27 protein-coding genes and 4 tRNA genes are annotated in these 25715 nt (G+C 61.4%); 4 read left to right on the top strand and 27 right to left on the bottom strand.

The genetic code is table 11. The annotated features are described in order from the left end of the window. Positions 1-4: 4 nt before the first annotated feature. The 14 genes from B9N93_RS07430 to B9N93_RS24540 all read right to left on the bottom strand — a co-directional run bounded on the left by B9N93_RS07430 (position 5) and on the right by B9N93_RS24540 (position 13784). Entirely contained in the window at positions 5-859 is an 855-nt protein-coding gene (locus B9N93_RS07430) for a hypothetical protein (RefSeq protein ID WP_085212315.1), read from the bottom strand. Beyond that, positions 856-1188: a hypothetical protein gene (locus B9N93_RS07425; RefSeq protein ID WP_085212313.1), complete on the bottom strand. Its 333-nt coding sequence runs from the start codon at positions 1186-1188 to the stop codon at positions 856-858. The genes B9N93_RS07430 and B9N93_RS07425 overlap by 4 nt, the downstream gene beginning before the upstream one ends. A 7-nt stretch (positions 1189-1195) precedes the next feature. After that, a complete protein-coding gene (locus B9N93_RS07420; RefSeq protein WP_085212311.1) occupies positions 1196-1825 on the bottom strand; it encodes a DotU family type IV/VI secretion system protein in 630 nt (209 codons plus the stop codon). After that, a complete protein-coding gene (locus B9N93_RS07415; RefSeq protein WP_085212309.1) occupies positions 1822-3468 on the bottom strand; it encodes a type VI secretion system baseplate subunit TssF in 1647 nt (548 codons plus the stop codon). Before B9N93_RS07415 ends, B9N93_RS07420 begins: the two co-directional genes overlap by 4 nt. A 2-nt stretch (positions 3469-3470) precedes the next feature. After that, entirely contained in the window at positions 3471-4058 is a 588-nt protein-coding gene (locus B9N93_RS07410) for a hypothetical protein (RefSeq protein ID WP_085212307.1), read from the bottom strand. Between the two features lie 3 nt (positions 4059-4061). Then, the gene (locus tag B9N93_RS07405) at positions 4062-5690 is read right to left on the bottom strand and encodes a hypothetical protein (RefSeq protein WP_085212305.1); all 1629 of its coding nucleotides are present in this window, start codon (positions 5688-5690) and stop codon (positions 4062-4064) included. Continuing rightward, positions 5687-6058, bottom strand: coding sequence for a type VI secretion system baseplate subunit TssE (gene tssE, locus B9N93_RS07400; protein ID WP_176225178.1), 372 nt, complete (start codon positions 6056-6058; stop codon positions 5687-5689). The genes B9N93_RS07405 and tssE overlap by 4 nt, the downstream gene beginning before the upstream one ends. After that, positions 6058-7308 (bottom strand): type VI secretion system baseplate subunit TssK, encoded by a 1251-nt coding sequence (tssK, locus tag B9N93_RS07395; RefSeq protein ID WP_085212300.1) that lies wholly within the window; start codon positions 7306-7308, stop codon positions 6058-6060. Before tssK ends, tssE begins: the two co-directional genes overlap by 1 nt. Before the next feature lie 97 nt (positions 7309-7405). After that, entirely contained in the window at positions 7406-7981 is a 576-nt protein-coding gene (locus tag B9N93_RS07390; RefSeq protein ID WP_085212298.1) for a hypothetical protein, read from the bottom strand. 34 nt (positions 7982-8015) lie between these two features. Beyond that, a complete protein-coding gene (gene tssC, locus B9N93_RS07385; protein ID WP_085212296.1) occupies positions 8016-9515 on the bottom strand; it encodes a type VI secretion system contractile sheath large subunit in 1500 nt (499 codons plus the stop codon). 34 nt (positions 9516-9549) lie between these two features. After that, positions 9550-10077, bottom strand: a complete 528-nt coding sequence (tssB, locus tag B9N93_RS07380) for a type VI secretion system contractile sheath small subunit (RefSeq protein ID WP_085212293.1) — start codon at positions 10075-10077, stop codon at positions 9550-9552. A gap of 673 nt (positions 10078-10750) precedes the next feature. Next, positions 10751-12079, bottom strand: a complete 1329-nt coding sequence (locus B9N93_RS07375) for a transposase (RefSeq protein WP_085212290.1) — start codon at positions 12077-12079, stop codon at positions 10751-10753. Next, positions 12073-13482, bottom strand: a complete 1410-nt coding sequence (locus tag B9N93_RS07370) for a PriCT-2 domain-containing protein (RefSeq protein ID WP_176225177.1) — start codon at positions 13480-13482, stop codon at positions 12073-12075. The genes B9N93_RS07375 and B9N93_RS07370 overlap by 7 nt, the downstream gene beginning before the upstream one ends. Continuing rightward, positions 13479-13784, bottom strand: a complete 306-nt coding sequence (locus tag B9N93_RS24540; RefSeq protein ID WP_125468885.1) for a hypothetical protein — start codon at positions 13782-13784, stop codon at positions 13479-13481. Before B9N93_RS24540 ends, B9N93_RS07370 begins: the two co-directional genes overlap by 4 nt. 208 nt (positions 13785-13992) lie before the next feature. Here B9N93_RS24540 and B9N93_RS07365 point away from each other — a divergent pair, with 208 nt between their 5' ends. Beyond that, positions 13993-14442 carry a hypothetical protein gene (locus B9N93_RS07365; protein ID WP_125468884.1) on the top strand — a complete coding sequence of 150 codons (450 nt, stop codon included), beginning with the start codon at positions 13993-13995 and terminating at the stop codon, positions 14440-14442. A gap of 195 nt (positions 14443-14637) precedes the next feature. On the opposite strand, the gene B9N93_RS07360 is transcribed toward B9N93_RS07365, so the two are convergent. From B9N93_RS07360 to B9N93_RS07345, 4 genes are all read right to left on the bottom strand, one after another. Next, a tRNA-Lys gene (locus tag B9N93_RS07360) sits at positions 14638-14713 on the bottom strand. A 23-nt stretch (positions 14714-14736) separates the two neighbouring features. Beyond that, positions 14737-14812, bottom strand: a tRNA-His gene (locus tag B9N93_RS07355). Positions 14813-14831: 19 nt separating this feature from the next. Beyond that, a tRNA-Arg gene (locus tag B9N93_RS07350) sits at positions 14832-14908 on the bottom strand. A gap of 1 nt (position 14909) precedes the next feature. Then, positions 14910-14986 (bottom strand) — tRNA-Pro (locus tag B9N93_RS07345). A 237-nt stretch (positions 14987-15223) separates the two neighbouring features. Here B9N93_RS07345 and B9N93_RS07340 point away from each other — a divergent pair. Next, positions 15224-16741, top strand: coding sequence for a R3H domain-containing nucleic acid-binding protein (locus tag B9N93_RS07340; protein ID WP_085212284.1), 1518 nt, complete (start codon positions 15224-15226; stop codon positions 16739-16741). Positions 16742-16750: 9 nt separating this feature from the next. Here B9N93_RS07340 and B9N93_RS07335 read toward each other — a convergent pair whose 3' ends face one another. Continuing rightward, positions 16751-16960, bottom strand: a complete 210-nt coding sequence (locus B9N93_RS07335) for a hypothetical protein (RefSeq protein ID WP_125468883.1) — start codon at positions 16958-16960, stop codon at positions 16751-16753. A 126-nt stretch (positions 16961-17086) separates the two neighbouring features. Here B9N93_RS07335 and B9N93_RS07330 point away from each other — a divergent pair, with 126 nt between their 5' ends. After that, positions 17087-17929: an EcsC family protein gene (locus B9N93_RS07330; protein WP_085212280.1), complete on the top strand. Its 843-nt coding sequence runs from the start codon at positions 17087-17089 to the stop codon at positions 17927-17929. 18 nt (positions 17930-17947) lie between these two features. On the opposite strand, the gene B9N93_RS26240 is transcribed toward B9N93_RS07330, so the two are convergent. From B9N93_RS26240 to B9N93_RS07295, 8 genes are all read right to left on the bottom strand, one after another. Next, positions 17948-18361 carry a transposase gene (locus tag B9N93_RS26240; protein ID WP_254899464.1) on the bottom strand — a complete coding sequence of 138 codons (414 nt, stop codon included), beginning with the start codon at positions 18359-18361 and terminating at the stop codon, positions 17948-17950. Then, the gene (locus B9N93_RS26235; RefSeq protein WP_085210740.1) at positions 18340-18711 is read right to left on the bottom strand and encodes a transposase; all 372 of its coding nucleotides are present in this window, start codon (positions 18709-18711) and stop codon (positions 18340-18342) included. Before B9N93_RS26235 ends, B9N93_RS26240 begins: the two co-directional genes overlap by 22 nt. A gap of 67 nt (positions 18712-18778) precedes the next feature. Further along, a complete protein-coding gene (locus B9N93_RS07315) occupies positions 18779-20776 on the bottom strand; it encodes a CehA/McbA family metallohydrolase (protein WP_125468882.1) in 1998 nt (665 codons plus the stop codon). A gap of 386 nt (positions 20777-21162) precedes the next feature. Further along, the gene (locus B9N93_RS25405) at positions 21163-21312 is read right to left on the bottom strand and encodes a hypothetical protein (protein ID WP_176225176.1); all 150 of its coding nucleotides are present in this window, start codon (positions 21310-21312) and stop codon (positions 21163-21165) included. A gap of 182 nt (positions 21313-21494) precedes the next feature. After that, positions 21495-21896, bottom strand: coding sequence for a DUF3329 domain-containing protein (locus B9N93_RS07310; protein ID WP_125468881.1), 402 nt, complete (start codon positions 21894-21896; stop codon positions 21495-21497). 3 nt (positions 21897-21899) lie between these two features. Next, on the bottom strand, positions 21900-22688 hold the full coding sequence (locus tag B9N93_RS07305) for a UDP-2,3-diacylglucosamine diphosphatase (protein WP_085212274.1): 789 nt from the start codon (positions 22686-22688) through the stop codon (positions 21900-21902). 219 nt (positions 22689-22907) lie between these two features. Then, positions 22908-23684 carry an ethanolamine ammonia-lyase subunit EutC gene (gene eutC, locus B9N93_RS07300; protein ID WP_085212273.1) on the bottom strand — a complete coding sequence of 259 codons (777 nt, stop codon included), beginning with the start codon at positions 23682-23684 and terminating at the stop codon, positions 22908-22910. Next, complete coding sequence (locus B9N93_RS07295; RefSeq protein ID WP_085212271.1) at positions 23681-25075, bottom strand: ethanolamine ammonia-lyase subunit EutB; 1395 nt, start codon at positions 25073-25075, stop codon at positions 23681-23683. The genes eutC and B9N93_RS07295 overlap by 4 nt, the downstream gene beginning before the upstream one ends. A gap of 200 nt (positions 25076-25275) precedes the next feature. Here B9N93_RS07295 and B9N93_RS07290 point away from each other — a divergent pair, with 200 nt between their 5' ends. Continuing rightward, positions 25276-25674 (top strand): HMA2 domain-containing protein, encoded by a 399-nt coding sequence (locus B9N93_RS07290; RefSeq protein ID WP_085216201.1) that lies wholly within the window; start codon positions 25276-25278, stop codon positions 25672-25674. Positions 25675-25715: the final 41 nt, after the last annotated feature.

Genomic DNA, 25715 nt, shown 5'->3' with positions numbered 1-25715 from the left:
CCCCTCAATGCCAATCGAACAAATGCCCTGCGAAGATGCGGATACGGCGGAAACCCGGCTTGCCGCCCAGCATGCCTTCGTAGCCCAGGTAGCTTTGCTGTTCCAGGCGCAGCCAGCCGCGTTGGGCGCGGATCACCAGCCAGACCTCCAGGTCGACCCCCACCACCCGCAGCAACGGGAAAATCAGCGCGTCCAGGCGGCGTTCGATCTCCTGCGGCCAGGGCTGGCCGGAGGCGAATTCGTCCTCCTCGGCGATCAAGGTGATCTTGTGGCCCGGCACCGGTAACTTCACCCGCTTGCCGAACACCGCTTGATAGCCGAGTTGGGTCTTGCCCAGGACCGGCGGGTCCAACTCGATATCGCGGGTCAGGGCGGCTTTCTCGACCCGCACCTGCAATTCCGGGAACACCTGTTGCGCCAGCCAATGCAGGGTAGCGACCGATTCCAGCCTGAGGCTGAACACGCCGCCGCGCTTGCGGGCTTCCCAATCCTGGTAGAGCCCGGTGTCCATCTCGGGATAGATGGCGAGCAGATAGCGGCGCAGTAGGCGGTCGTCGAAGAACCACAGGAATTCCGTGAAGCGCTGGGCTTCGATCTGGTCACTATGCACCTGCTTGAACATATAGCTCGGCAGGATGCTCTGCCCGCCCAGGAGCCCCAGGTTCAAGGTCACGATGGCCCGGCGGGGCTCGTGGCGGAATTCGATGGCCTCCACCAGCGAGTCTTGCGAGCAGGTGCCGTAATGGCTGCGGAACCAAATATCCTCGAAGGCATAGCCCAGGTGCATCAGGCTGCGCACCAGGCAGACCGGATCGAAGCGCCGGATTTTCCGGGCGATCAGGGCTTCCTGCGGCGTCATCGGCGCACCCTGGCCACATCCAAGGCCCAGAGGGTTTCTTCCAGATTTTCCAGCGCGGCGACGATGGCCCCGCGTTGCTTGGGATCGGCACCACCGCCTTCCGTCGGAAACGCCGCGTCGATCAGGCCGGACAGGGTTTCCAGCGGGAACCTCAAGGCCGCCGCGCCCGGATAGCGCTGGTCCAGTGAATCCAGCAGGGCTTGGTATTGCGCCCGTACCGGGACCGATGGATCCTCCGGGACGGCGGGTTCCGGCACTGGCGCGGACGGCGCTTCCCAATGTCGGCGCAGGCGCTCGGGGTTGAATAATTCGTCGATCCGGTCGGCCATGGCGGGCTCAGCCCCAGGGGTTCCAGGAACGCGCCCAGGTGCTGAGCAAGGCATAGGCCACCCACAGCGCCAAGCCCGCCGCGCCGTAGTAAATCCAATTCGGCAGGCGCAACGGGGCTTGGTGCGGGGTCGCGGTCCAGCGCGGGGCTTGGGCGTCCACGGCGGGGGGACGGATGCGCTCTTTCAGCCTTTGCCGGTAATCGGCGCGTTTGTCGGGGTTGGCCCCGTAGCGGCCCATGAAGCCGTCTTCCAGGCAGAAATAATAGGTCTCATACACCAAGGGCAGGGTTTCCGGCTTGCCAAGCACGCTGTCCAGCGATTCGTAGAACAAATCGCCCCCGTCGGCCACTTGATAAAGCTCCTGTTGTATCGGCGGCCAGCGCAATTGGTTCAGGTCGAGGATCAGGGTTTTAACCAGTTCGTCGTAATGCGCGACCAAGGGGAACAGCGCGAAATAGGCGTCGCGCTCGGAATGGCGCTCGGCCAGCAGGGCGCGCAGATGTTCCAGCCGGGTGCGCAGCTTGGCGCGTAAGTCCACCAGATCGATGTTCTCGATGGCGGCGGGGCTGGCCGCTTCCCGCAGGGGCAGCAACAACGTGTTGATATCGGCGACGATTCCCCAGAAGGCGAGGTTCATAGGCGGTCCCCCTGTTCGGTGGCGTGGGTTCCGGCCTGGGGTTCGGCCCGCGCTTCCACCAGCGCTTCGGCCAGCCACAGGTCGAGTACCCGCCCGACATGTTCGACGAAGGTTTCGGTCAGCTCGCTGCTATCCCCGGCTTGGGCCTTGAAGCGGAGATGGTAGATTTGTTTGGTCATGCGGCCTTCGCGTCCCCCCAAAGGTTCCTCTTCGAGCCGGGCGTCCTCCAGGCTGCGGAACACGCCCTGGAACCGGCCCGCCTCCACGCTGCCGAGGGCCGAGAGCAGGTCGCGGATGTCCTGGACGCTGAGGCAATCCTTGTGCATCAGGGTCAGCAAATGCAGGAAACCGGCGGTGGCGTCGAACCGGCGGTTATCGGCGTGGACCACCGGGTTGTCCAGCAACTCCCATCGCACCCCCTGGGTCTGGCGGCGTAAGGGCCGGAGGGCGTGGCGTCCCGGCGCGTCCTGGTCGTACCAGGTTTGCAGCCACAAGGCCTCGACCGCCAGGGTGCGGGGCCGCTCCAAGGCGCTGGGCAGGTGCGGGACCAGCCACGACAAAGGGTCGCCTTGTTCGCGGGGCGGTCCCTGCTCGATCTCGAACGAACCCTCGCCCCCGGACAGGATGCCGGGCCGCAAGGGCCGCATCCCCTGGTCCGTGACCTCGTAGACCCCCAACACTTGTTGTAGGCTGAAACCGAACTCGGGCTGGGGATGGCGGATCGTGTGGCGCTCCTGGGTGCCGTCGTGGACGATGGGCTGGGCGAAGGCGCGTTGGCTGTTGACGATGGGCGCGGTGAACAACTGGAACGCATCCCGGTTGAGGTGGAGTTGGCGCGGCCAGGGCTCGGCGCAATCCAGGGCCAGGGCGAAGCCGGTCCAATGCCGGGGCGGTTCCGGCAGTTCCAGTTCCAGATATAGCTCCTGCTGCGGGAAATGGAAGTAATAGCGCAGTTCCTCGATGGGATGCCGCCATTCGTCGGTGTCCAGCCCCGCCGGGGGCACGCCGAACGCGAAGGGGCAATCCGCGCCCGGCTGGTCGGGATCGTAGGCACCGAACTGGAGTTTCGCGGCCCGGAGGCCGTGCTTGAGATAGGCGAACAGCTTCAGCGAGATGCCGAAATCGTTCAGATAGTTGATATGCAGCCGGAGCGGTCCCGGCGCTTCGTTCAGGGCGAAAGCCGCCTGGAAGGACAGCAGCAGCCGGACCCCGGCCCCGTCCAAAGCCTCCTGCTTGATCTGGACCAAGCGCAGCGGCAACACCCGCAAGGGATGCAGGGTACGGAAGATGGCCGAACCGCCGCGCTCGGGCTGCAACAGGATTTCGGAACCGGCGGGCAGGTTCAGCACCTCGGCCAGTTGTCCGGTGGGCTGGGCCTGGACCATCGCCATGGACGACAGCGGCGACAGCAGATAAGGGAAGAATTGCTGGTACAGGCGGCGGCGGGTGCCGTCCACATTGCGCAGGGCCACCAGTTGCGAACGCGCCCCGAAGAAGGCCAGCGCCTCGATCAAGCGTTTCACGTCCGGGTCGTCCCACTCCACCCCGGACTTGGGATGTTCCAGGTTGTAGTCCAGGCGGAACTCGGCCAGGGCGCGCAGTTCTTCGAGGAAAGTCCGGTAAAGCGCGTCGTCGGCACCCATGGCTACCCCAGCTTGACCAGGCTGCCCTGGACATTGGTGATTTGGCCCTTGAGGGTGGTGGTCAGCCCCTCCACGTCCATGGTGGTGTCGGCGGACACCTTGACCATCGCGCCCGAGAGGCTGGCGTTGCCTTGGGCCGACATCGACAATTCCGCCCCGCTCACCTCCACCTTGGTATCCCCGTTGACCTTGGTCGAGGCCGAGGTGAGTTCCGCACTGCTCTGGCCCGAAGCGGCGAGTTCCGAGCCGCTCAGACTCAGCTTGGTGTTGGCGGTGATGCCCATGTCCGCCGAGGATTTGAGGGTGGCGGTATCGGTGCTGTCCAGGGTGAATTTGCCCTGGGCTTGGTAGAGGCTGTCCTGGCTGGATTTACAGGTGATGTTCTCGGCCTCGACGGTGAAGGTATTGCATTTCAGGGTGATGGCGTCGGTGGTCTGGGTGATGGTGCTGGTGGCGTCCTGACCCTGGCAGGTGAAGGTGATGGTGGTGCCGTCGAAGGTCGCGGTCTGGGTGATGTTGGCGTCGGAATTGGTGACCGTCAGGGTGATCCCCGAGGTCTTGTTGAGTTCGATCTTGCATACCAAGGCCATGGATCAGTTCCCCTGTTCCTGCTCTTGGGTTTGCAGCACGATGCAACCCTCGCTCATCTGCAAAAGCTGGGTATCGCTTTGGTCGGTGCGCAGGATTTGGAACTGCGGCTTTTGATCCACATAGGTATGTTGCAAACTGGTTTGGCTGCTGGTGGATTGGCCCATGACCAATTGGTTGCCCTGGGTATCGAGGGGCAGGGCCGCGCCATCGCGCCAATCCAAATAGCCCAAGATTACCGCTGTCGTCAGGTTCAGCCCCACCAAAACCCGCTCGTTTTTATAGAGCGGGAAATAAAACTGGCCCATGGCGAAATTAGGCTCGAAGGGGGCACGGATTTTCAGGTTATTCCATAAAGGTATGGTGACTTCGTAATAAGTCACCGAAGTATCCTGGTCCTGATAGGTTTGATAAGTGGTGTCGGTCTCTTCGCCTTGATCGCTGACCACCTTGCCCTCGACCAGCAAGGGATAAACGGGGGCCACGAAGGGCGGCAGATTCACCCAGGTTTCGGCGCTCAATTCCAAATGCTGGCTCAAATCGATGGTATAGCGGGCATAGGCCGCACCATGGTCCAGGGTCAATTCTTCTTCCGCCGCCCGCGCTTCCAAATACCAATCCCGTACCCGGTAGGTATTGCCGTTCACGAACAAATCGGAAATCCAGCCCGCCCCCGAGAATTTCACCCACTGCCCCGGCGGATTCGCCTGCAAGGGAAATTTCCGGTAATACACCGCGACTTCGTGCTGGCGTTGGATGAAACGCCCGGTTTCTAGAGTGACCCTAGAATCCAAATCGGCGGCGATGGGATAACGGGCGATGTAATCATGCCGCATGGGGCTGGTCATCTGCGCATTGGTGATCGGCTTGGTCTGCGGGTTTTCCGAATAGGCGTTCAAGACCTGGGGTTGATAACGCCAAGTCGCGGGAAATTCGAGGCGGTGGGCGGCGACTTCTTGGAAATCCAGGGCGATGGCGGTGCCGTCCGCGCTTTTGGCGCTGGCGAGGGAATAGCTATTATTAGCGGCGTCGTAGCTGAAAACCCCATTCTGGGTATTGACCAGCCATAGGATGAAATCGTAGAAACTGGCCGGGTTGCCTGCCTGCCCCAAGGATAAAGCCAGTAGGGAATACTGGGTTTGCAACGCATCCCAATTATATTGCAGGCTGATTTTCTCGCCCGCATGGTTGCCGATCAAGGTTTGCAAAGTCGAATCCACCAGCAAATCGCAAGGATAATGCTGCTTCCATAACACTTGGGCGGGATCGGCGAAAGACAGCTGATAATGCCGATAAAGCACCGGATTTTGCTGCAAATCGACGTGGTCGAGGATATGTTCGGAGAAACCCTTGTCGGTCGCGAAGCCGGTCAGGCTCAGGGTTTGGATTTGGGCATTTTCGGGATTGATATAAGTGCCCACGGTCAGGGCCACTTCGATCAAATCCTGTTGGGTGAACGGGGAAAGTAGGCTATCGCTGCTTTGCTCGGCGGAGACCACGAAACTTATCTTGCCCTGGAAACCATAGTTATGCAGGGAAATTTCCAGGGATTTCACCTGCCCTGGCGGAATGGTATAGCCCTGGCCGGAAATGGTCAGGGTCAACTGGATGGCGAGGTCTTCGGTGAAGCTCATTCCGCGTTCACCCAGTAGCGTTCTATGCGCGGGTCGAAAATCATGCTCAAGGAGCGCGAATTTTCCCGCACGATGCAGTTGATGCGGAACGACAACCGGAACAGCGAAGCGTCCGGTATTTCCACGATATCGACGAGCTTGATCCTGGGTTCGAAGGCTTCGATATTCTCCCGGACCTCGCGCATGACGGCCCGCGCAATATCTTCTCGTGAACTCAGGTGGTTATAATCGGAAATACCGAAATCCTCCAGGAAATAACTGAAACCTCGCTTGCTGTTCAATACATGATTTAGGTTATCGACGATACCCAATACCAAGTCGCGTTCCCCCGTCGCCGTGTTATTTCCCAGCTTTCGTAGCAGGTCCATCAGTGAGCCCGCCAATAGAGGAAGAATTTCGCTTCGCTTTGGACCGGATCGGCATAGAAACCCACCGTCAATTCCCGCAAGGCATGGTCCCATTCCTCGCCCGCCGCCAATTGGTAAATATCCACCTCGGGACCGAAGGAATGCTGGAACGGGGGCCGCTCGATATGCTTATAAGAGATGCCCTGTAAATAGAATTTATGCACGACGGGGATGCGCGATACCGCAGCCAATTTGATGCCGTTGAGGCTCGCCGCCTGCGATACCCGGCCTTTTTGCACCAAGAGATAGGTTTCCTGGGCCTCCCGGATCGCGGGCGGCAATGCTACCTGCAATACCCCGGCCTTCGGCTCGAAAGGCAGGTAGGCCGAGCGGCTTTGGTTCAGTTGTAATTCCTGACACAAAGGAATCAAGATTTGTGCGAAAACCTCGGCCAGCCGCTCGTGCCGGTAGGCTTCGGTGGCGAATTGCGGCGGGTTTTCGTGATAGAAACAGAGGTCGATATAAAACCGCTTCAGTTCCTCGTAAACCTCGTAGGGGTGCCGGGGTATCTGGCCCATGAGGTTCACCAGGAAGCGTTGCAAGCGCAGCACGCTTTTGAGGCATTGCTTGGCGTTGATCAAATGCTCGCCGGAGAGGTAGATGGCGGCGATATCCTGGGTCAAACGTTGGTAGAAGGCGTCCAGCCTTTCTTTGAGTTCGCGCAGTTCCGCGGCCAGGAATGGCACCGCGCCGACCAATAACAAGGGCGGGATATACCGGGCCGCCAAGCGCCAGGAGCCTTCGGGGAGTTTCTCGAAGTCGGCCAAGCGGAAGCTCTCGCGGGTGTCGGGGTTCTCCTGTTCGGTGGAAAGCTCCAAGCGCCAGAGCCAACAGGCGATGCCGTCGCGTTCCACGGTCGGGCGGAGGTCGTCACGCTCGCCCTGGTTTCCGGGCGGGTTGCGCACATGCAGGTAGACCGGCAGCAGGGTGCCAGCGGCGGCATTGAGGTTCAGGGGTTCGGCCCGCGCATTGCCGCCCAATTCCAACAGCAGGCCCGAGGGCAGCAGCAAGCACAGCGCCTCCAGCGACAGCACGCCTTCGGCCAGCAGGGTTTCGTTCCAGCGCAACCCGGCCAGACCATGGTTGGGCAAGCCTTGCAGGCCGAAACGGGTGGCGGCGTCGGCCAGCAGGGATTCCTCCAGGGCGGACAAATGCCCCGGCAGGAGCGTCTGCCCCATGGCCCAGCGCACACGCGCAATACGGGTGGTCATATATTTTCGTGGAGCCGGTTAAGCCGCGAAGGGATGCGCCGGGTCGGCGGGAATACCGGGAAAATCCCGGAATTCCCGCCGCTTTCCCGGCGGCGGATCAGGTGCCGCCCACCGTCACGCCCCATTGCTTGCTGAACTTGTCGGTGTTGGAAACCGCCATCTGTATGGCTTGCTGGGTGTCCTGGGGCATCACACCCAGGCCCATGGCGAAGTTCCTGGGCGAAATCACTTCACGGCCCTCGTCGTCGGCCACCGTGAACGCCAGCTCGCCGCCCTGCTTCAAGACCAGCCCATTCATATTGGCGTCGTTGGTCCAGAACGCCTTGTAATAGGTCTTGGCCTTCTGGTCGAAGTCGTAGACGTTGAAGGTGATGGTGGCGGTGGTGTCCATCATGTTCTGATGGATCAGGATGCTGGCCGCCTTCTTGTTCTCGCTGCTGATCTGGAAGTAGAGCATGATCGGCTCGGCATAGCCGCCGCCCCAGCTGATATTGGAAATCACCCCGACCGCCGTCACGGTCTTGGTGTTGTCGATGGGATCGGTCAAGGTCATGTCGGCAGTGAAGGTGGTGCCGCCGATGGTGAGCGCGACCACATGGCCGACCAACACCTGCTCGTCCTTCTTGAAATTGAAACCCTGGGTGACACTGCAATCGTAGTTTGAAGAAGCCATTCGTTAGTTCCTCGCGGTGGTTGTCTTTAAGGGGTCACAGGCGCGCATCCAGGCGCAATTCCACATCCATTCCCTCGAATTGGATATGCGGCAACACGGAAATCGAGCAATCGTACCAGCCGATCATGCCGGGACGTTCCACCACGTTCACCGAGGCCGCCTTGAACGGGTAGTAGCGCAAAGTCAGGTCGTCGGGGTTGACCACCGTGGTCACGTATTTGAAGAGCCAGGCGTTCAAGGTCTTGGAGATATACCCGGCGTCGGCGCTGCTGCCGATGTTGTCGCGCATGATGCACTTGACGTAGTGGGCGATGCGGGTGATCGAGAAGGTGTAGGACAGGTTGGTGACCAACTGGGCGTTTTCACTGTCTTTGGGGTCCTTGAACTTCTTGGCTTTCTTCAAGGATTGGCAGCTGAAGAAACAAGCGTCGGAAGTGCCCTTGCGGTAGATCAGCGGCATGAACCCGGCGTTGGCGAATTCCAATTCCCGGTAGTCGGGAATGGTCATCTCCACCGGGATTTTCATTTCCTCTTCGCCCCGGATGTTGAACATATGCACCGGGAGGCCGCTCACCAAGCCACCGCCCTTGGGACCGCGCAGGTATTGGCACCAACCCGAGGTGGTAAACGAGCGCACCATGTTCTGGGCGAACAGGACCGCCGAACTGCCCCAGAGGTAATCCGAGTTCTGGTCGCCGCGCACCTCCTCCTTGAAGGCGAGGTTGCCGCAGGGGTTGAGGTCCGGGTCCCAGGGTTGGCGGAGGATGTAGCGCGGCAGGGTCAACCCGATATAGGCCGCCGCTTCCGACTCGCGCAGGGCGTTCCAGGAGCCATAGCGCGGATGGTTCATCAGCCCTTCCAAGTCCTTGATGGCCGAGAGTTCCTCGATAGTCTCGCAGCCGAAGAATTTGGGCGAAATGGCCCCGACGAAGGGCGCGTGGCTGGCGGAGGCGATCTTGCCCATGGTCTTCAGCCAGAATTCGTCGCGGGGGGTATGCTCGAATTCGTACAGCCCTATGATGCTGCCGTAGGGCTTGCCGCCGTATTGGTCGTATTCGGCCAGATAGGCTTTCTTGAACAAAGCGCTGCCGGTGATATCGACGGCGTTGCTGTCGAAATCCTCGTAGAGTTCGTCCTTGCCGACATCGATCATGTCGATCATCACGTTCGCCTTGAAATTGGTGTTGCGCACCAAATCGTTTAGGGAACGCCAGCTCGACTCCATCTGCTTGAACTTGTCGTGGTGGATGACCTCGTTGAGCTGGGCGTTGACCATCTCGTCGATACGGGCGATGAGGGTCTGCACCGCGCCCTTGTCGAACTTGCCGCCGCCCGCGTCGATGTTCATCAGCACGGCGGCCATCCCCGACAGGAAGCGGTCCTCGTCGCGGATATCCTCGGAGATGGTTTGCAGGTTGTCGGTCACCATCGGCACCGGCTCGCCGATCTCGGGATTGAGCCTCATGCTGGACAGGAAACGTTTGAGGTCCAAAGCCTCGCCGGTGGCGGTGGCTGTTGCGGTTTCTTCGGCCATGTAGCCTCCTTAAAATAAATGATGAATACCGGGATCACTGCGCCGGGGCGTCTTTGCCCGGCAGTTTGAAACCCTCGAAGCCCTTGAGGTCGGCCAGTATCTTTTCCAGGTCCTCGGGCCGGCTCATCAATTCGTCCAGCAACTTGCGGAATTCCTTGCGGTTATCCACGTTCGAGAGCATTTCCTCCACCAGGCGCTTGAGGGTGAGCAAGCCCTTCAATTTGGGGATATTCTGCGCCACATGGTCGGGCGAAAAGGATTTCATCGAGTCGATGGGCAGAGAAACCTGTAAATCCTCCCCACGCTCGGGGTCGATTTTATTTTCCACCGCGAAGGACAGGGTCATACCCATGTCCTTCATGATCGAGTCGGTATTGGTGCCATCAAGGTTGCGCACCCGTCTTTCATCGAGATCGACTTTACGGTCGGCGGAGGTGCCTTGCGAAAAATCTCCGGTGACCATGAGCCGCAAGGGCAAGGTGATGTCTTCTGGTTGCCCGTTGACCTCGGTCTTATACCGCAGGGTCAGGCGTGATTTCGGTATTTCATCTTGAATCGCCACGTTGAACTCTCCGAACGGTTGTGGATAAGGACGCCTTTGCAATCGATAAAGCATAGCTGACCGGGCCTAATTTGCTGGTCCCGGCGATAATCCATGCAAAAAGGAAGTTTTTATGGATGATGCTTTTCCGATGAATTGTATTCGGAGCGTTTTGTAATTTTCAAGGGATGTTTTTTATTGAGATGTCAAGACTCGATCTTTTTACAGAAAACCGTCCATTTTTAAAAGAGCAAACCTAGCTCTGGGCATTTGATTTGCTTGTCAGATGAAAAATAGCGTGGAGTTGAAGATGAAGATTGGAAGGCTTCGCCCTGCCCTGCGCGACCAATATTCGATTAGGACTTACACAGAAATCTTAAAAACGTATTATACTTATTGAGTATTTAAGGCGATTTTTTCAAGAGGTTTTTCGTGCCATGACCCCGCGATGCCAGGACTACTGCCAATTCCTCATAATCACACAGACCAATTACACTCAAACCTATTTCGCGGACCATCACCATCATCCCGCCTTTTCACATGACGCCATAAACCGCTATCTCAATGAAGACAATATCACGCCGTCGGCGGCTTGGTCCATAATAAAAGGCAACATCACACAACATCCAAACGCCTGTGTCGTATTCGACGATAGCGTCTCCGATAAGCGGTATTCCCAGCCCTTTCAAAGTGACTACTTTTTACCCCTAAGCAATTGATAAGTCGAGACATGAGGCTGTTTAGGATCGTAGGGAGGCTTGGTTTTGGGCTGTTTGGGGCCGCGTGAATGCTTTTTCAGGGCGCGCAGATTGACGTGGCGGGCGGTGTCACGCAGCCAGGCGGCGAATTCGGGCGGGGCGCAGGCGGCGACGAACCGCCAATCCAAGCCTTCGCCCAGTTGGATGAGCGCGAGGAAAGTGGCGGCGATCTCGTGGGCGATATAATACCCGGAGATATCCTTAGACACGGGTTTTTGATGGGCGCAGTCCAGCGCCGAGATCATCACCGAGAAAATATTATAGGCCACCAGGGCCACGGCGAAGCCGAACAGGGCGGCCTTGGGATAGGCCAGGGTTTCGATCTCGGAATTGAAATGCTTTTCGACGTGTTGGAAAGCGGTTTCCAGGGTCCAGCACCTGCGGTAGAGGTCGGCGACGGCGGCGGCGGGTATCTCCGCGGGAAGGTCGGTCAGGAGGTCGATGAAGGCGTCTCCGTCGCGGCTGGGTTGTTCGAGTTCGACGCGGACCAGGCGATAGGGCCGCCCGGCCACGCCGACCCGCTTTTCCAATAGCCGCCGGCCCGCATTTTCATCGGCGCAGGAAAACAGGGTTTCCTCGGTCAGCGGCAGGTTCTGGTGCAAGCGCATCAAGGCGTAAGCGCCCCGGCCATGGACTTGGCCGAGGAGTCCCAGGGTGCAGAAGTTGCGGTCGGCGATCCACAGTTCCCCGGCCTTCATGCTGTCGGCCACGGCGTCGAGCAGGCGGCGTTCCTGGGCATGGCCGTCCTCGCAAGGGAACACGTCCCGCATCAGGCGGCGTTCCGGGTCGAACACCACCAGCGACTTGCCCGGCAACGCGGCCCCGCTGACGTTCTGGTGGACGGCGAGGCGTTTCTCGCTCGCCGCCAGGCAGTTGCCGTCGAGGATGCGGACCGGGTATCCCGGCAACCAGGGTTCGGGGATGAAACCCAAGGCATCGAGGATAGCCGATAGGTCTTCCGAGGTATCGCGCAGCAGGGCTTGGGACACGGGTAATTCAACGCCCTTGAGTTTTTCGTACAGCGCGGATACCGTTACCCCAAGGGGTTCCGGCTGTTTCTGATAAGCCGCGTTGATCGAGGGATGGACCTTGAGGACGACGCTCAGCATCAGGTCGCATACCGTCGAGAACAGGATTTCCCGCGTGTATTGCTCCTTGGCGTTCTCCAGGAAAATCCGGTCCAGCCTCTCCGCCGAAAAGCAGCGTTCGAGTAGGCCGTACAACAGGCAGGACAGGGGCATTTTCTGGCGGAATAGCTCTAGCATGGCTCTCGACTCGCGGTAGGGGTATTTATGAATTGGATAGGGTTATTGATTATTCCAGTTTGAAAGGGCTGAGCCTTAACCGATATTCCGGATTTCTTGGCGATGATTTTAAGCAAGCGGGCCTTGGTCGATTCCCGCAAGCCGGACTTGATGACTTCCGGGCCGATTTGATAGGCGAGTATCTCGAAATCATCGGTGGCCGCTATCCGCGCCTCAAGGGTAAGCCGTGCCTCATTCTCCCCGGTCAAATCCACCACTTTGGGCCGGGATTCGGGAAGCGGCGCGGGAATGGCGACGGGGATCGGCGGGACCGGCCTGGGTTCGCCCTCCACCGCCCGCCGCAACTGGCGGGCCACGGCGTCCAGCCCGGCGACTTGGTGCAGGTCGTTGAAATCGGTGGGGGGCTTGCTGTGCCCGCGTACCCAATCCATCACTTCTTCATCGGCGAACACGGGCACGGCCAGCGCCGCGCCCACCGCTGCCGCCGCTTGGCGGGCGTATTCCAGCCCGCCGCCGATATCCCCCACAATCACCAGCCGGGCGGCGGGAAACCGCGCCCGTAGGGTTCTGGCGATGGTGGGTAGGTTGCTGGCCGAGAGCGCCGCGAACACCGGCCAGGATACCGCCTCACGGCAGGATAGGACCGTCGCCACGCCTTCCCCGATAGCCAGGGTCAAGCCGCCGCCGTCGCCCTCGGGCAGGGTTTGCGCGGCCCAAAAGCCGCCCGCTTTCGGCCCGCCCGCGATGGCGGTTTTCCTGCCCTGGCCGTCGATCAATTCCACCGTGGACAGCTTGCCATCGATCTTGACCGGGGCCACAAGCACGCGCCCGGCCAACGATTCCTCGTCGCTCTTGGGGGTATAACCCAAGATCGAAGCGGCCTGTTCCGCCGTGGTTTCGCGCAAGGTGTCGGGTGGGGTGATACCGGGAAGCTTCCGGGCAAGGTAGGGCTGGTCGGTGGTCGCCGGGGCCGATGCCTTCCACAGCGCGGCGGCTTTGGTCGCCGCCCTTTGCGCGGCTTCCGCCTGCTGTTTCGCCGCCTGTTCGGCCCGTGCCTTGCGTTGCCGCTCGCGCTCTTGGCGCTCCGCTTCGGTTTCGGGCTGGGTTTCGCTGTCCGGCTTCCATCCGCCGTCCAGGGCCATTCGCCAAAGGGTAGCGATGGTGACTTTCCCGCCCGGCTTGGCGGACTTCCAGGCGTCCCGGAACGCGACCTTATCGTAGCTGTCGCCCTCTTGGCTCCATTCATCGGCGATGTCCCGGCCATCCTCCCCCAGGGCGTCCTTGATCGCGGCCAGGATGCGGAACCATGCCCGATGGTCGCAACTCGGGGAAACGTAACGCAGTGCCGACCACACGTTATACCGGGTCGGTGGGATTTCTCGGTTTTGCGGACCCGGCATCATGTCCGCCCCGCCTGTGGCCGGGGTTGAGCCTGCGCCTGCAACTCCCGCCAGCGGTGCCGCGCCCATGACTCCTTATAGCCGCAAGCTCGCCCCACCTGCTGTAGTTCTTCAATGGATTTGCACACCTTTTCAGCTTGTTCCCGCCAGCGCGTCAACGCTTTCCGGCGCTCGGGCGTGAGTTCCAATAACTCGCCTTCCGCCGCCGCGTACAGGTCTTCCGTCTGCAACGCTTCCACCACGGGATTCTCGACCTTGCGGAGTTCCCGGCCACAATAGGGGCATTCGGCCAAGCGGACGGGCACCAGGGCTTTGCAGCCAAAGCAGGGTTCAGGTCGCTCCCGGCCCGTGCGGGCTTATCCATGCCGTCCAAGGTCCATGTCACTGGCTCGGTGGGCAACCCGTGTTTAATCATGTTCCCGGCATGGTCCAAAATAATCGCCCGGCCCGCCTGCTGCATGGCCAGGGAAAAACTCATCGTGGGTCGCAGCATGATCGTCGCCACTACGGGCGATGGCGACCCTCTCCACCGGCTACGTCAATGCGCCAATGGGGCTGTCGCTGGGATCGTCGGGACCGTCCGCCCTGCCCAACCACTTCACCACCGACAGCCTGGTCTACAAGTTCACGGGCGGCACCAACGCGGGTTCGATCACGGGGAACGTCTACAGCGGGGGCGTGCCGGTGGCCAGGACCGTCAGCGTGTGGGACCAGGACTCCAAGGCGTTCATCGGGGACGCGGTGTCGGACGCCACCACGGGCGCTTTCACCGTGTCCGGGCTGAACCCGTCCAAGGTCTACTTCGTGAGCGTAGCGGACATGGTGGACACGCCGTTCGGCCTCCACCAGTTCGGGGTCAGGACTGGCGACACATTGTCCATCGACCTCAAGGCTCCCGCCGGGACATCGGCACCGTCGCGACCGACCACCGGGCAGATTTGGCCGAGAGGGACTAGCGGCTGAGTAAGGCCACTTTGCACACGGGGAAAGCGGCGAATTTTTTTATCAATCTATGTGTCGCTGATAATCAAATTATGTGTCGCGTACATTGGTGCCGGTGAAAGCCCAGCGGGGAAGGTTGATTCCAGGATTTTTTCAGAATTTTTTTTCGAAAAAAAAAGGCTTGCCGGGTTTAACCATGCAAGCCTTTGTTCTATATGGTGGGCCGTCAAGGATTCGAACCTTGGACCGATGGATTAAGAGTCCACTGCTCTACCAGCTGAGCTAACGACCCAAAAACTTTACCCTTGTAAAGGGTGGGGTGACTGACGGGGCTCGAACCCGCGACAACAGGAATCACAATCCTGGACTCTACCAACTGAGCTACAGTCACCATCGCGAAATCTTGTAGATGGCGCGCTTGGCAGGACTCGAACCTGCGACCCTCGGCTTAGAAGGCCGATGCTCTATCCGGCTGAGCTACAAGCGCTTGGTCGGGGTAGAGGGATTCGAACCCCCGACATTCTGCTCCCAAAGCAGACGCGCTACCAGACTGCGCTATACCCCGGACGATTACTCTTTCAGGTCGGTCACGAGGCGAACCATCAAGAGCGCGAATAATACCGAGGTCGGATCGGTCCGTCAACGCTTGAAGTTGTTTTTTTCAGCCTCAGGCTGGGTCCGGGCCACGTCTCGAACCGCCGCTTATCCCGCCTATCCAAACCTAAACGGCCCTCGTCCGCCTACAGTGGTCCGACCCGCCCAAGGTGTATGATGCACACACCGACCTAGCCGCAACACGCCCGTGAATAGCCATTCCGCCACCGACGACCTGCACCTGCTGACCCGCCTGCTGCCGAGCCACATCAAAGCCGCGCTGGCCCGGCAAGAACCCGCCGAATTGTTGGAAATCATCCTCGACCTGGGCCGTCCACCCCAGGCCCGCTATCTCCATGCCGCCATCGATTTATCCGAACATCCGGTCAACCGCGAAGACCTGGGCGCGGTGGTCCGCGCCGTCGGCGAATTCGGGGCCGACAACCGCGCCGGCATCGAGAGCACCTTGCACCGGGTCTCGGCCATTCGCAACCGGCGGGGCGATGTCATCGGCCTGACGCTACGGGTGGGGCGGGCGGTCTCCGGCACCATCGATTTGATCCGCGATTTGATCGAAAGCGGCAAGAGCACCCTGCTGCTGGGCCGTCCCGGCGTCGGCAAGACCACCAAGCTGCGCGAGGTGGCGCGGGTCTTGGCCGACGACTTCGGCAAGCGTGTGGTCATCGTCGATACCTCCAACGAAATCGCGGGCGATGGCGATATTCCCCACCCGGCGGTGGGCGGGGCGCGGCGGATGATGGTGGCCTCTCCCGACCGCCAACACGCCGTCATGATCGAGGCCGTCGAGAACCATATGCCCGAGGTCATCGTGGTGGACGAGATCGGCACCCTGGACGAGGCCATGGCCGCCCGCACCATCGCCGAGCGCGGCGTGCAATTGATCGGCACCGCCCACGGCAACACCCTGGACAACCTGGTGGGCAATCCCACCCTGAGCGACCTGGTCGGCGGCGTGCAGACGGTGATCCTGGGCGACGACGAGGCTAGGCTGCGCGGCACCCAGAAAACCATCAGCGAGCGCAAGGCCGCGCCCACCTTCGACGCCGTGGTCGAAATCGTCAGCCGCAGGGAAGTCATCGCCCATCCCGACGCCGCCCGCGCCGTGGACAACCTGCTGCGCGGCCACCCGGCGCGGGGCGTGCGCCGCGGCCTGTCCGAACCCGACGAGGCAGACGGGGACAGCGCCGCCGATCCCTCGCCCGCGGACACCGGGCCCGAGCCCCGCGTTTTCCCGGCCCAGGGCGACCGGCCGGTGCGCGTCTACGCCTATGCTCTCAGCCGCGACTTGGTGGACCGGGCCATCCGCGACTTGCGAATCCAAGCCCGCACGGTGAAATTCCCCGACCAAGCCGACTTGGTGCTGACGCTGCGGGCACGGGAAGACGATCCCAAACTATCGCGCTTGGTGGACCGCTCGCAGGTGGGTGTGCATGGGGTGAAGAAGAACACCACGGCCCAGCTCCGCTCGCTGCTGGCCAGCCTGTTCAACATCGTGCATGGACAGGACCAAGCCGAGGTGGACGATATGGTGCGGGAAACCGAGCAGGCGGTGCGGGAAGTGAAGGCGGGCGGGGTCAAGGCCGAACTCGATCCCCGGCCTTCCACGCTACGGCGTCTCCAGCACCGCATCGTCACCCGCCATGGCCTGGTGGCCGAGAGCGTCGGCGTGGAGCCGGAGCGCCGCTTGGTGATCTATCCGGTATGAGGCCGGACCTCAGCCCGGCGGATCGGCTTCGCCGCGTTGGCGCTGGTATTGATCGTAGGTTTCGGTTTGCAAGCAGTCCTGCTTGCGGGCCACGGGGCTATCCAGGCAATTTTGCTGCTGGATCGCTGCGGCGGTGCCGTAGGCGAGGCGGCCCAGGTGGTCGGGGCCGCAGCCCGCGACAAGGCCGAGCAGGAACGTCAGGCCGGTCGCACGGATCATGTTCATCATTGGGTAGTCAGAATGGGTGGAACCCCGACTATGCCCGACCGACGGCCCGGCTTCAAGCCTCCCGGTTTGGGTTAACATCTTCCGCTCCATCCGTGACCGCCACTTGGGTCCGCCACCATGAACGCCATATCCGATAGCTCCGCTACCCGCTTGCTCCCGGCCAGCGCCGCGCCCCTCTCCACCGAGGATATCCAAGCCCTGCGCCTCGCCCATCGCCGCCTGGAATGCCCCGGCTTCGCCGCCCGCATGACCAGCCGCATCGGCGCCCCAATCCAACGCTTCTTCAAAGCGCTGCCGGAAAGCTGGCACGCCCGGATGCAGGCCAGCCTCGGCAGCCACCTGGAGCGCACCTTGCGGATCGCCATCCTTTCGCTGGGCAAACGCCCCGGCCGCGGCGGCAACGCCCGCTTGCACAAGGCCATGGGGATGCTGTCGGGCGCGGTCGGCGGCTTGTTCGGGTTGCCCGCCGTGCTGGCCGAATTGCCGGTGACTTCGGGCATCATCCTGCGTTCCATCGCCGATATCGCCCAAGCCCAGGGCGAGGATTTGGACGACGAGGAAACCCGCTTGGCTTGTATGGAAGTATTCGCGCTGGGTGGACGCTCGCCCAGCGACGACGCCACCGATATCGGCTATTACGGCATCCGCCTCGCGCTGGGGATGCACCTGACCCGGATTTCCGAGCGGGTAGCGACAGTGGGCATCGTGCGCATGAATCCGCCGGGGCTGGTGCGCTTCATCGCCGAGATCGCCGCCCGCTTCGGCGTGGCGGTGAGCCAGAAAGCCGCCCTGCAAATGGTTCCGCTGCTGGGCGCGGGTACCGGCAGCCTCATCAACCTGGTGTTCATCGAACATTTCCAGGAGATCGCCCGCGCCCATTTCACCATGCGCCGCCTGGAGCGGACCTACGGGCTGGAATTGACGCGGGCCGAATATGAAAGGCTAACCCATGGGGTTTAGAAGCTGTCTGGCAAAAGCTCAGACACATTTTGCAAGGGTGGTCCTCAGCATGGCGATGCGGATAACGTTCTCGGCGGTGGCGGTAAGGGTTTCGAAATCCTTGCTCAACCGGCGGAACGAGCCGAACCAGGCGAACGTCCGCTCGACGATCCAGCGTTTCGGCAGGACGGCGAAGCCGTCCACGATCCTTTGCGAGATGTGCAGGACCAAGCCCAGCTTTTCCTCCACGTATTCGACCGCCGTGCCGCGATAGCCCGTGTCGCCGGAGAATGCCTCGATGCCGGGATGCTTCTCCGCCGCCCGGCGCATGACTTCGCAGCCGCGTACGGTGTCGCTCAGGTTGGCGGCGTGGACCTCGACATGCAGCAGGTGGCCCAGGACGTCCACGACGATGTGCCGCTTGTGCCCCTTCACGCGCTTGCCGCCGTCGATCCCCCGCTCCTCGCTGGCGTACTGGGTCTTGACGCTCTGCGAGTCGATGATGGCGTAGCTCGGGGAACCGGCCCGATGCTTTTTTTTCGATGCCGCGCGTTGATCTCGTCCAGGGCCGTTTCCCAGACCCCGGCCTTGTTCCAACGGCTGAAATGGTCGTACACGGTCTGCCAGGGCGGGAAGTCCTTCGGCAGCATCCGCCATTTGATGCCGCCCTCCACCACGTACAGGATGGCGTCCACCACCCGCTTGCGCGGGTGCTTGCTGGCATTGCCACGCCGGTCCTTCGGGCGGAAGTGGTGTTCGATCAACGACCATTCTTCGTCGCTCAGGTCGCTCGGATAGCTCATGTCGGGGAACCTTGGAAAATCAACGGGGGCTTGACTCTACATGAATTCCTTTTTGCCAGACAGTTTCTTAAGAAGCGCGTGCCCGCTTCTTTGCCGAGCGCGGTGCTTTGGCCGCGGCGGGCGGCGCATCCGGGGCGGGCGGCTTATCGACCCAGATCGGGGTGGACCAAGCCCGTTCGCCATTGGCCTGCGACACCCTCAGATAATAATAATTATTGGGATCGGGGGGCGTATCCTGGAAATCGACCGCGACCGTCCCATTGGTTGTGGTATCGGTCCTGATGACCATGTTATTACGGAGCAACTCGGCCTTGAAGGTTTTATCCTGCCCGATCACCTCGTAATGCACCTGGACCGGATCGCCGGTAGTCAAGGATGCCCCCATCCACGAGCCATTGATCGAGAAATCCAGGTAGATGCGTTCCACGCTGGTGGCGTAGACCTGATAGTTCCGCCAGGCGTCGTAGATGGCGTCCCGCGTCAGTTCCTTGGCGCGGAACGCCACCAGCCCGGTGGGATAAACCCCGCCGAACGACCGCCCCGGATGGGAATCATGGCCATCGGCGGAAGCGATCACCCCGAAACGCCGCCCTGCGACCAAGCCCCCTTGCAGGAAATGGGCGGGGTCTTCGATGGCCTGCGCCAGCGGCCGCGCATTGCCGGGATATTCGTTGGTGCCATGCATCGAATAAACCTCGACGAAACGCTCGACCGTGTCGTTCCAGAAGGAGAAAGGATAGGGTTCGGTGGTGGCATGGGAGAAGGCATGCGGCCCCATGAGGGCGTCGGTCCCGAATTGCTGGGCAACCGCATCGATGAAGGTGACATGGTTCATCAGGTTCCAATTTTTGGGAAGGAGCGCGGCGGTATCCCCCCTGAAATAGACATTGACATGCCCCCCTCTCAAACTGGCCTCGGCACCGAGGATAGTCACGAATTCCCCAGGCCGATAGAACGAGCGGACGGCGGCCATGGTTTGCGGCCACATTTTCTGGCCATGGTCGCTCAGGGCACACATGTCCAAATGCTGGGCTTTTTGCGCGTACCAGAAATATTGCTCCTGGGATTCGCCCAAGCCATCGGACCCCTTGGTATGGCCGTGGACATCGCCCCAATATATCTTGTATTCGGGGTCCGCCGCGAAGGCTTTGAAGGGGTTGCTGACACCCGCCAAGGTTCCATCGTTGCCTCCGGAGGTTCCGCCCCCTTCGCCACTGCCGCCGGCATCGCCCGATGCCCCATCGCTGACCCTGAGCCAATGGGGACCGGGCTTGGACACCCGCACCGGCACGCTCGCCCAGCCATCGGTGACCTGGACACCGGTCGCCAGTACTCCCTCGCTCTCGTCGATGATCGTGACCTTCCCGTTATAGGTGGGCACGGGGGTTGAGAAATAAGTGCCGTTGACGAAGTTGTTGTAGGCGTCCTCGGCATGGATTTGGACATTGAACGGCTGGCCCACGGTGACTTGCGAAGGCGCGACCATCAGCAGGTGGTGGGTCGGGGCCGGGATGATATCGAACTGGGGCGAGGCCACCCATTCGAATTTGCCGTCGGCGTTGGTGTCGGCCATGATCCGCAATTCATGGTGGTCGTCCGCCATGATCTGGAATATGCCCCCATATTGGGCGCTGCCGATGCTGATGGTGACCACCTCGCCCGGCACCAGGGCGGTTTTGCTCACGGTGGCGACGATCACCATGTGGTATAGGTTGTCCGCCGTCTTGGCGAAAGAGGTCGGGCCGACATTTTGAAACCTCATCTTGAAATTATTGGCGACCTTGCCCGTCACCTTGACATAGGCGGGCAAGGTGGGCTGGCCGAATTGCAACCGCGGCTGCCATTTCGAGGCGTGGTGGAAACCCACCACAACGCTGCCACCCACCGGAATCCCCTGCTCGCCGACGGTCAGTTCGTACTTGAAGGCGGTCGGTTGGCCCGCGACCACATAGGTGGGTTCCAACATGCGCGCGGTGTGCGCGGCCTGGGCCAGGGGCGACAGGCCCACCCAGCCGGCCAAAAATATCAGATATGATGGTTTTCTCTGCTTTACCGATGAGACCATGATTGTTTTCTCCGGTGAGCGCCGCCCACATCGATGGCCGGAAACCCAGCGGGTTCCACCCCATATTAAAACGCCAAGCAAGCCTTGCCCCCACCCGCCAGATGGCGACCGCCCTGGATATATCGACCCCAATGGGCATGGAAGGATACCCAGGAAACATAGTCGAGTCTATCCGAACCCAAAGGCCATATCCTGTCCAACCGTAAAACCACGGTATCCGCCAGGAGCGCCCCATGCCAACACCATATCGCATATCCTCGCCAATCCGATACATGTCCGCCTCCGGCAACCCGTTGTATTCCGCCGTATTGGACAAAGGCGATCCCCCGCGCCCCAGCGGGTTCATAGGAAACCACGCAAGGCGGCGGCGACCTCGATGGGCGCGCTCAGAGCGGAAAATGCCCCCGCGCCGGAATGATGGCCAGGGCGCTGTTCGCGATATGCCGACATAAATAACCGGCCACCGCGGCGGGTACAAAGTAATCCTCGATGGACTGGATAATCAGGGCCAGGATGGAGATGCGTCTTCTCTCCACGCGGCAATCCGACTGGAGGATGGCTGCCAGGATATGGACATGGGAACGCCGGAAAAACCGTCCATTACGGTGGAACGGCCTCCTGTCATCGATATTGGCTGGGCGTGGGCATGGATACCCGTTCCCAAGCCGGGCTTGGGAACGGGCGGGCGGATATCCGGTGGGATATGGCGGAAGGCGGGCTAGGGCCGGCCCGGTTTGGACGACGGATCGCGCCGGGGATAGCGCTTTTCCAGGCTGTCGAGGAAGCGCTCCACCTGCTTCAGGCTGCCGCGCAGGAATCTCGGGGTCGAGGGATCGCCCTGCAACCAGCGCTCCACCCGCCGCTGGTTGCCCGGCCAGAGGATCAAAGTACCCAAAGCCAGCATATCCAGCCCCAGGATGCCCGGTGCCACGACACCGATCAGCCCGCCCGCGAGCAAGAGGTAGCCGACATCGTGGGGCAGGTCGCGGACGGGGACGTTTTCCGCCTGGGGTTCCACGGGTCCGGCCCGGCCCGTTGCCCCGGCGTCGCCGTCCTGGACCACGACCGGCTCCGACTCCGACAGGGACGTATTCCGGTCTATTCCGACGGGGGCGTCCATGGCTCAGGCGGTGGCGATTTGGCTGACCGGGGCGTCGGGTTGCTCGGGCGCGGCCAGGTCGCCGTGCCATACGATCAATTCCATGCGCCCATCCAGATGTTCGACGATGGCGGTGCAGCTATCGACCCAATCGCCGCAGTTCATATAGGACAAGCCATCGATCTGCTTGATCTCGGCCCAATGGATATGGCCGCAGACCACGCCGTCGAAACCGCGCTCGCGCACATGGTGCAACACCGAATCCTCGAAATCGAAGATGAAATTGACCGCCGTCTTGACCTTGCGCTTGGCGTAGCCGGCCAAGGACCAATAACCGGGCCGCTTGAATTGGCGGCGCAACCAGGATAGGAGCGCGTTCACCCGCACCAGGAAGTTGTAGGACACATCGCCCAGCACCGCCACCCAGCGGTGGTAGCGGGTGACCTGGTCGAAATCATCGCCGTGCAGCAGCAAATAACGCTTGCCATCCACCGCCGTGTGGACGTATTCGCCCTTGAGGACGATATCGCCGAAGGCCATGTCCAGGTATTCGCGCAGGGCTTCGTCGTGGTTGCCGGGCACCAGGATGATCTTGTCGCCATGGCGGCCGCGCCTCAGCACCTTCTGGACAAAGGTGTTCTGCGCCCTGGACCAGTAGATTTCGCCCCGGCTCATGGCCCAGAAATCGATGATATCACCCAGGAGATAAAGATATTCGGAAGGATGTTCGCGCAGGAAATCCACCAAACGGGCGGCTTGACAGGCGCGGGTGCCGAGATGCACATCGGAAATGAAGATGGCTCGAACTTGCATCGTTGGTCGCTACTCTCGCGATGGAAAAAGATGGGGGCGAGGCCGGTCCCGGCGCGGGTCCGCGCCCTCAGGGCCGTCCAAGGGAAACGCGCCCAAGTTACCGCGAAAACCGTTGCATTAAGATGAAAACCGGCGGCGTAAAACCCGGTATTTCCCAGGGTCGAATCCTGTTCGACCCGCCGGATTCCACGCGGACTCCCAAATTCCTTGGGCGCAAGCTCAAAGCTGCGGGAGGGTGTCGAAGACCGCGCCATCTTGGCCCGGCAGGACCATCTCGTCCTTCAAATCCACCCCGGACAAACCCCGCCGCAGCGCCTCGACCGTCAGATAGGCCAGCTTGGCGGCGGCGGTGGCGTAATCCAAACCTTCGGGCGGGCGGATATTGGACAGGCAATTGCGCCCGGCGTCGGTCGTGCCGGGCCTGGGACCATAGGTCAGGTAAATCCCCAGGCTATCCGCCGCGCTGAGGCCGGGCCGCTCGCCGACCACGATCACCGCCAAACGGGCCTTGAGCGCCGCGCCGATCGCGTCGGACACGGCCACCCGGCCATTCCCCACCACGCAGACCGGGCCGGGCTTGAGTCCCAGCGCGTGGTAGCGTTCCAGGATCGCCCGCAACAAGGGGATACCATGCGCCTCCACCGCCGTGGACGACAGGCCGTTGGTCACGATCAAGGCGATATCGATGTCCGGCCCGGTCCCAGCCGCCAGGCGGGCGCGGGCCGATTCGGTCAAGCGGCGGCCCAGGTCGGGACGGCGCAGGTATTCGCCACGGTCGGTCACCGGGGTTTCCAGGATCAGGCACTTGCTGCCCAGCGCCCGCACCGCCGCGGCGAAGCCTTCGATATTCCAGGGCAGATGCACCGCGTCCCGCGCCCTGGCATGGGCCAATTGGAAGTCCAATAGCGCCCCGGTGGGCAGGGCGTGGCCGGCGCGGCCCAGGCCGATGCGGGCCTGGGTGAACCGGCGTAGCGGTTCCCAAGCGTCGTCGTTCATGCCGGACCTCCCGCCAGACCGCAGACGGCCTCCAGCAAGCGCGGGGCCGGATTCCCGGCCAAGGCATTGCGGCCATCGAAAATGCCCATGCGATTCAACCAATCCTCGAACTCCGGCGCGGGCCGCAACCCCAAAACCCGGCGCAGATACAAGGCATCGTGGAACGAGGTGCTTTGATAGGCCAGCATGATATCGTCCGCCCCCGGCACCCCCATGAAATAGGTACAACCGGCCACGCCCAGCAAAGTGATGAGGTTGTCCATATCGTTCTGGTCGGCCTCGGCGTGGTTGGTGTAGCAAACATCGCAACCCATCGGCAGGCCCAGGAGTTTGCCGCAGAAATGATCCTCCAGCCCGGCGCGGATGATCTGCTTGCCATCGTAGAGATATTCCGGCCCGATGAAACCCACCACGGTATTGACCAACAGCGGCGCGAACTCGCGGGCCACGGCATAGGCGCGGGCCTCGCAGGTTTGGGCGTCGATGCCGTGGTGGGCCTCGGCGGATAGGGCGCTACCCTGGCCGGTCTCGAAATACATCACGTTGTCGCCCACCGTGCCGCGTTTGAGGGCAAGCGCCATCTCCCGCGCTTCCCCGAGCATCGCGAGGTCCACACCGAAACTGCGGTTCGCCGCCTCGGTCCCGGCGATGGATTGGAACACCAAATCCACCGGCACGCCCCGCCGCATCAATTCCATGGTGGTGGTGACATGGGCCAGCACGCAACTTTGGGTGGGGATGGCGTATTCCTGGATGATCCGGTCCAATAGGTACAGTAAGCCAGCCACATTGGTGGGGCTGTCGGTGGCGGGATTGATGCCGATGACCGCGTCGCCATTGCCGTACAGCAAGCCGTCGAGGAGGCTGGCGGCGATGCCCTGGGGATCATCGGTGGGATGGTTGGGCTGCAAGCGGGTCGATAAACGCCCGGACAGCCCCAAGGTATTGCGGAACCGGGTCGTCACCCGGCAACGCCGGGCGGCGGCGATCAAATCCTGGTTGCGCATGAGTTTGGCAACCGCTGCCGCCATTTCCGGCATCAGGCCGGGCCGGATGGCTTCGATTTCGGCATCCGCCGTGGTGTCGGCCAACAGCCACTCCCGGAATTCGCCGACCGTTAGCCCGGCGATAGGCGCAAAAGCCGCCGCGTCGTGGCGCTCGAAGATCAAGCGGCTGACCTCGTCCCGTTCGGGCGGGATCAGGGGTTCTTGCAGGAAGCGCCGCAACGGCACCCCGGCCAGCACGCGCTGGGCGATGGCCCGTTCCGCCTCGGACTCGGCGGCGAGTCCGGCCAGTTGGTCCGCCGAACGCAAGGGCGAAGCCTTGCCCAGCAGGGTTTTAAGATCGGGGAATGAATAACGCCTACCCCCGGCGGCATCGGTATAAAGCATCGCACAACGACAAAAGGATTAACCCCCTATTTAACATCCCAGCATGACATTATCATGACACCCCACCCTCCGCGCCAGCCCCGGCATTTTGTTATAATTGGAAACCGCGCCATTCTCATGGCTACCCTTCTAAGCCATGACCAGATACTTTCCACCCCACCCGTATTATCTATCCACGGTAAACCCTTATGCACGGTGATATGCCAACCTCAATAGCCATCGCCCACAACAAAGTCCCCAATAGAATACGCCTGCGCGCGCCCTGCATCAAAAACCAAGCCGCCATCGCCGATCTACTGAAACTCCGGCTGCTCAAGCGGCCTGAAGCCAAAGGCATATACCATGCCGAACCGAATATCATCACCGGCACCCTGTTGATCAAATACCATCCGGCCCACCATACCGAAGCCGGCGTCCTCGCCCTGGTCGAGGATTCGATCCGCGAAATCGCCGAAGGCAAAATTAAACTCCCCGAAAAGAGCAAAAGCCAGAAAATCGGCAAAATGAGTCCGGCGGCCTTTTTCACGCGGGAGCTTTTCGTGGATATCTTCGGGAACCTCATCGCCGGGATCGTGGTCGCGGCCATTATTTCGGCCTGATTACACAAGCTTTTCCGCTTTCCTCCACGCCTAGCGCGTTT

The sequence above is a fragment of the Methylomagnum ishizawai genome, assembly GCF_900155475.1.
Taxonomy (GTDB): Bacteria; Pseudomonadota; Gammaproteobacteria; order Methylococcales; family Methylococcaceae; genus Methylomagnum; species Methylomagnum ishizawai_A.
This window is presented reverse-complemented; position numbering and strand designations above follow the sequence as displayed.

What these genes read in the sequence shown, in the direction of transcription:
- B9N93_RS07430 (WP_085212315.1), bottom strand. Translation starts at nt 859, where the DNA reads ATGACGCCGCAGGAAGCCCTGATCGCCCGGAAAATCCGGCGCTTCGAT.
- B9N93_RS07425 (WP_085212313.1), bottom strand. Translation starts at nt 1,188, where the DNA reads ATGGCCGACCGGATCGACGAATTATTCAACCCCGAGCGCCTGCGCCGA.
- B9N93_RS07420 (WP_085212311.1), bottom strand. Translation starts at nt 1,825, where the DNA reads ATGAACCTCGCCTTCTGGGGAATCGTCGCCGATATCAACACGTTGTTG.
- B9N93_RS07415 (WP_085212309.1), bottom strand. Translation starts at nt 3,468, where the DNA reads ATGGGTGCCGACGACGCGCTTTACCGGACTTTCCTCGAAGAACTGCGC.
- B9N93_RS07410 (WP_085212307.1), bottom strand. Translation starts at nt 4,058, where the DNA reads ATGGCCTTGGTATGCAAGATCGAACTCAACAAGACCTCGGGGATCACC.
- B9N93_RS07405 (WP_085212305.1), bottom strand. Translation starts at nt 5,690, where the DNA reads ATGAGCTTCACCGAAGACCTCGCCATCCAGTTGACCCTGACCATTTCC.
- tssE (WP_176225178.1), bottom strand. Translation starts at nt 6,058, where the DNA reads ATGGACCTGCTACGAAAGCTGGGAAATAACACGGCGACGGGGGAACGC.
- tssK (WP_085212300.1), bottom strand. Translation starts at nt 7,308, where the DNA reads ATGACCACCCGTATTGCGCGTGTGCGCTGGGCCATGGGGCAGACGCTC.
- B9N93_RS07390 (WP_085212298.1), bottom strand. Translation starts at nt 7,981, where the DNA reads ATGGCTTCTTCAAACTACGATTGCAGTGTCACCCAGGGTTTCAATTTC.
- tssC (WP_085212296.1), bottom strand. Translation starts at nt 9,515, where the DNA reads ATGGCCGAAGAAACCGCAACAGCCACCGCCACCGGCGAGGCTTTGGAC.
- B9N93_RS07375 (WP_085212290.1), bottom strand. Translation starts at nt 12,079, where the DNA reads ATGCTAGAGCTATTCCGCCAGAAAATGCCCCTGTCCTGCCTGTTGTAC.
- B9N93_RS07370 (WP_176225177.1), bottom strand. Translation starts at nt 13,482, where the DNA reads ATGATGCCGGGTCCGCAAAACCGAGAAATCCCACCGACCCGGTATAAC.
- B9N93_RS07365 (WP_125468884.1), top strand. Translation starts at nt 13,993, where the DNA reads ATGGCGACCCTCTCCACCGGCTACGTCAATGCGCCAATGGGGCTGTCG.
- B9N93_RS07335 (WP_125468883.1), bottom strand. Translation starts at nt 16,960, where the DNA reads ATGATCCGTGCGACCGGCCTGACGTTCCTGCTCGGCCTTGTCGCGGGC.
- B9N93_RS07330 (WP_085212280.1), top strand. Translation starts at nt 17,087, where the DNA reads ATGAACGCCATATCCGATAGCTCCGCTACCCGCTTGCTCCCGGCCAGC.
- B9N93_RS26235 (WP_085210740.1), bottom strand. Translation starts at nt 18,711, where the DNA reads ATGAGCTATCCGAGCGACCTGAGCGACGAAGAATGGTCGTTGATCGAA.
- B9N93_RS07315 (WP_125468882.1), bottom strand. Translation starts at nt 20,776, where the DNA reads ATGGTCTCATCGGTAAAGCAGAGAAAACCATCATATCTGATATTTTTG.
- B9N93_RS07310 (WP_125468881.1), bottom strand. Translation starts at nt 21,896, where the DNA reads ATGGACGCCCCCGTCGGAATAGACCGGAATACGTCCCTGTCGGAGTCG.
- B9N93_RS07305 (WP_085212274.1), bottom strand. Translation starts at nt 22,688, where the DNA reads ATGCAAGTTCGAGCCATCTTCATTTCCGATGTGCATCTCGGCACCCGC.
- eutC (WP_085212273.1), bottom strand. Translation starts at nt 23,684, where the DNA reads ATGAACGACGACGCTTGGGAACCGCTACGCCGGTTCACCCAGGCCCGC.
- B9N93_RS07295 (WP_085212271.1), bottom strand. Translation starts at nt 25,075, where the DNA reads ATGCTTTATACCGATGCCGCCGGGGGTAGGCGTTATTCATTCCCCGAT.
- B9N93_RS07290 (WP_085216201.1), top strand. Translation starts at nt 25,276, where the DNA reads ATGCCAACCTCAATAGCCATCGCCCACAACAAAGTCCCCAATAGAATA.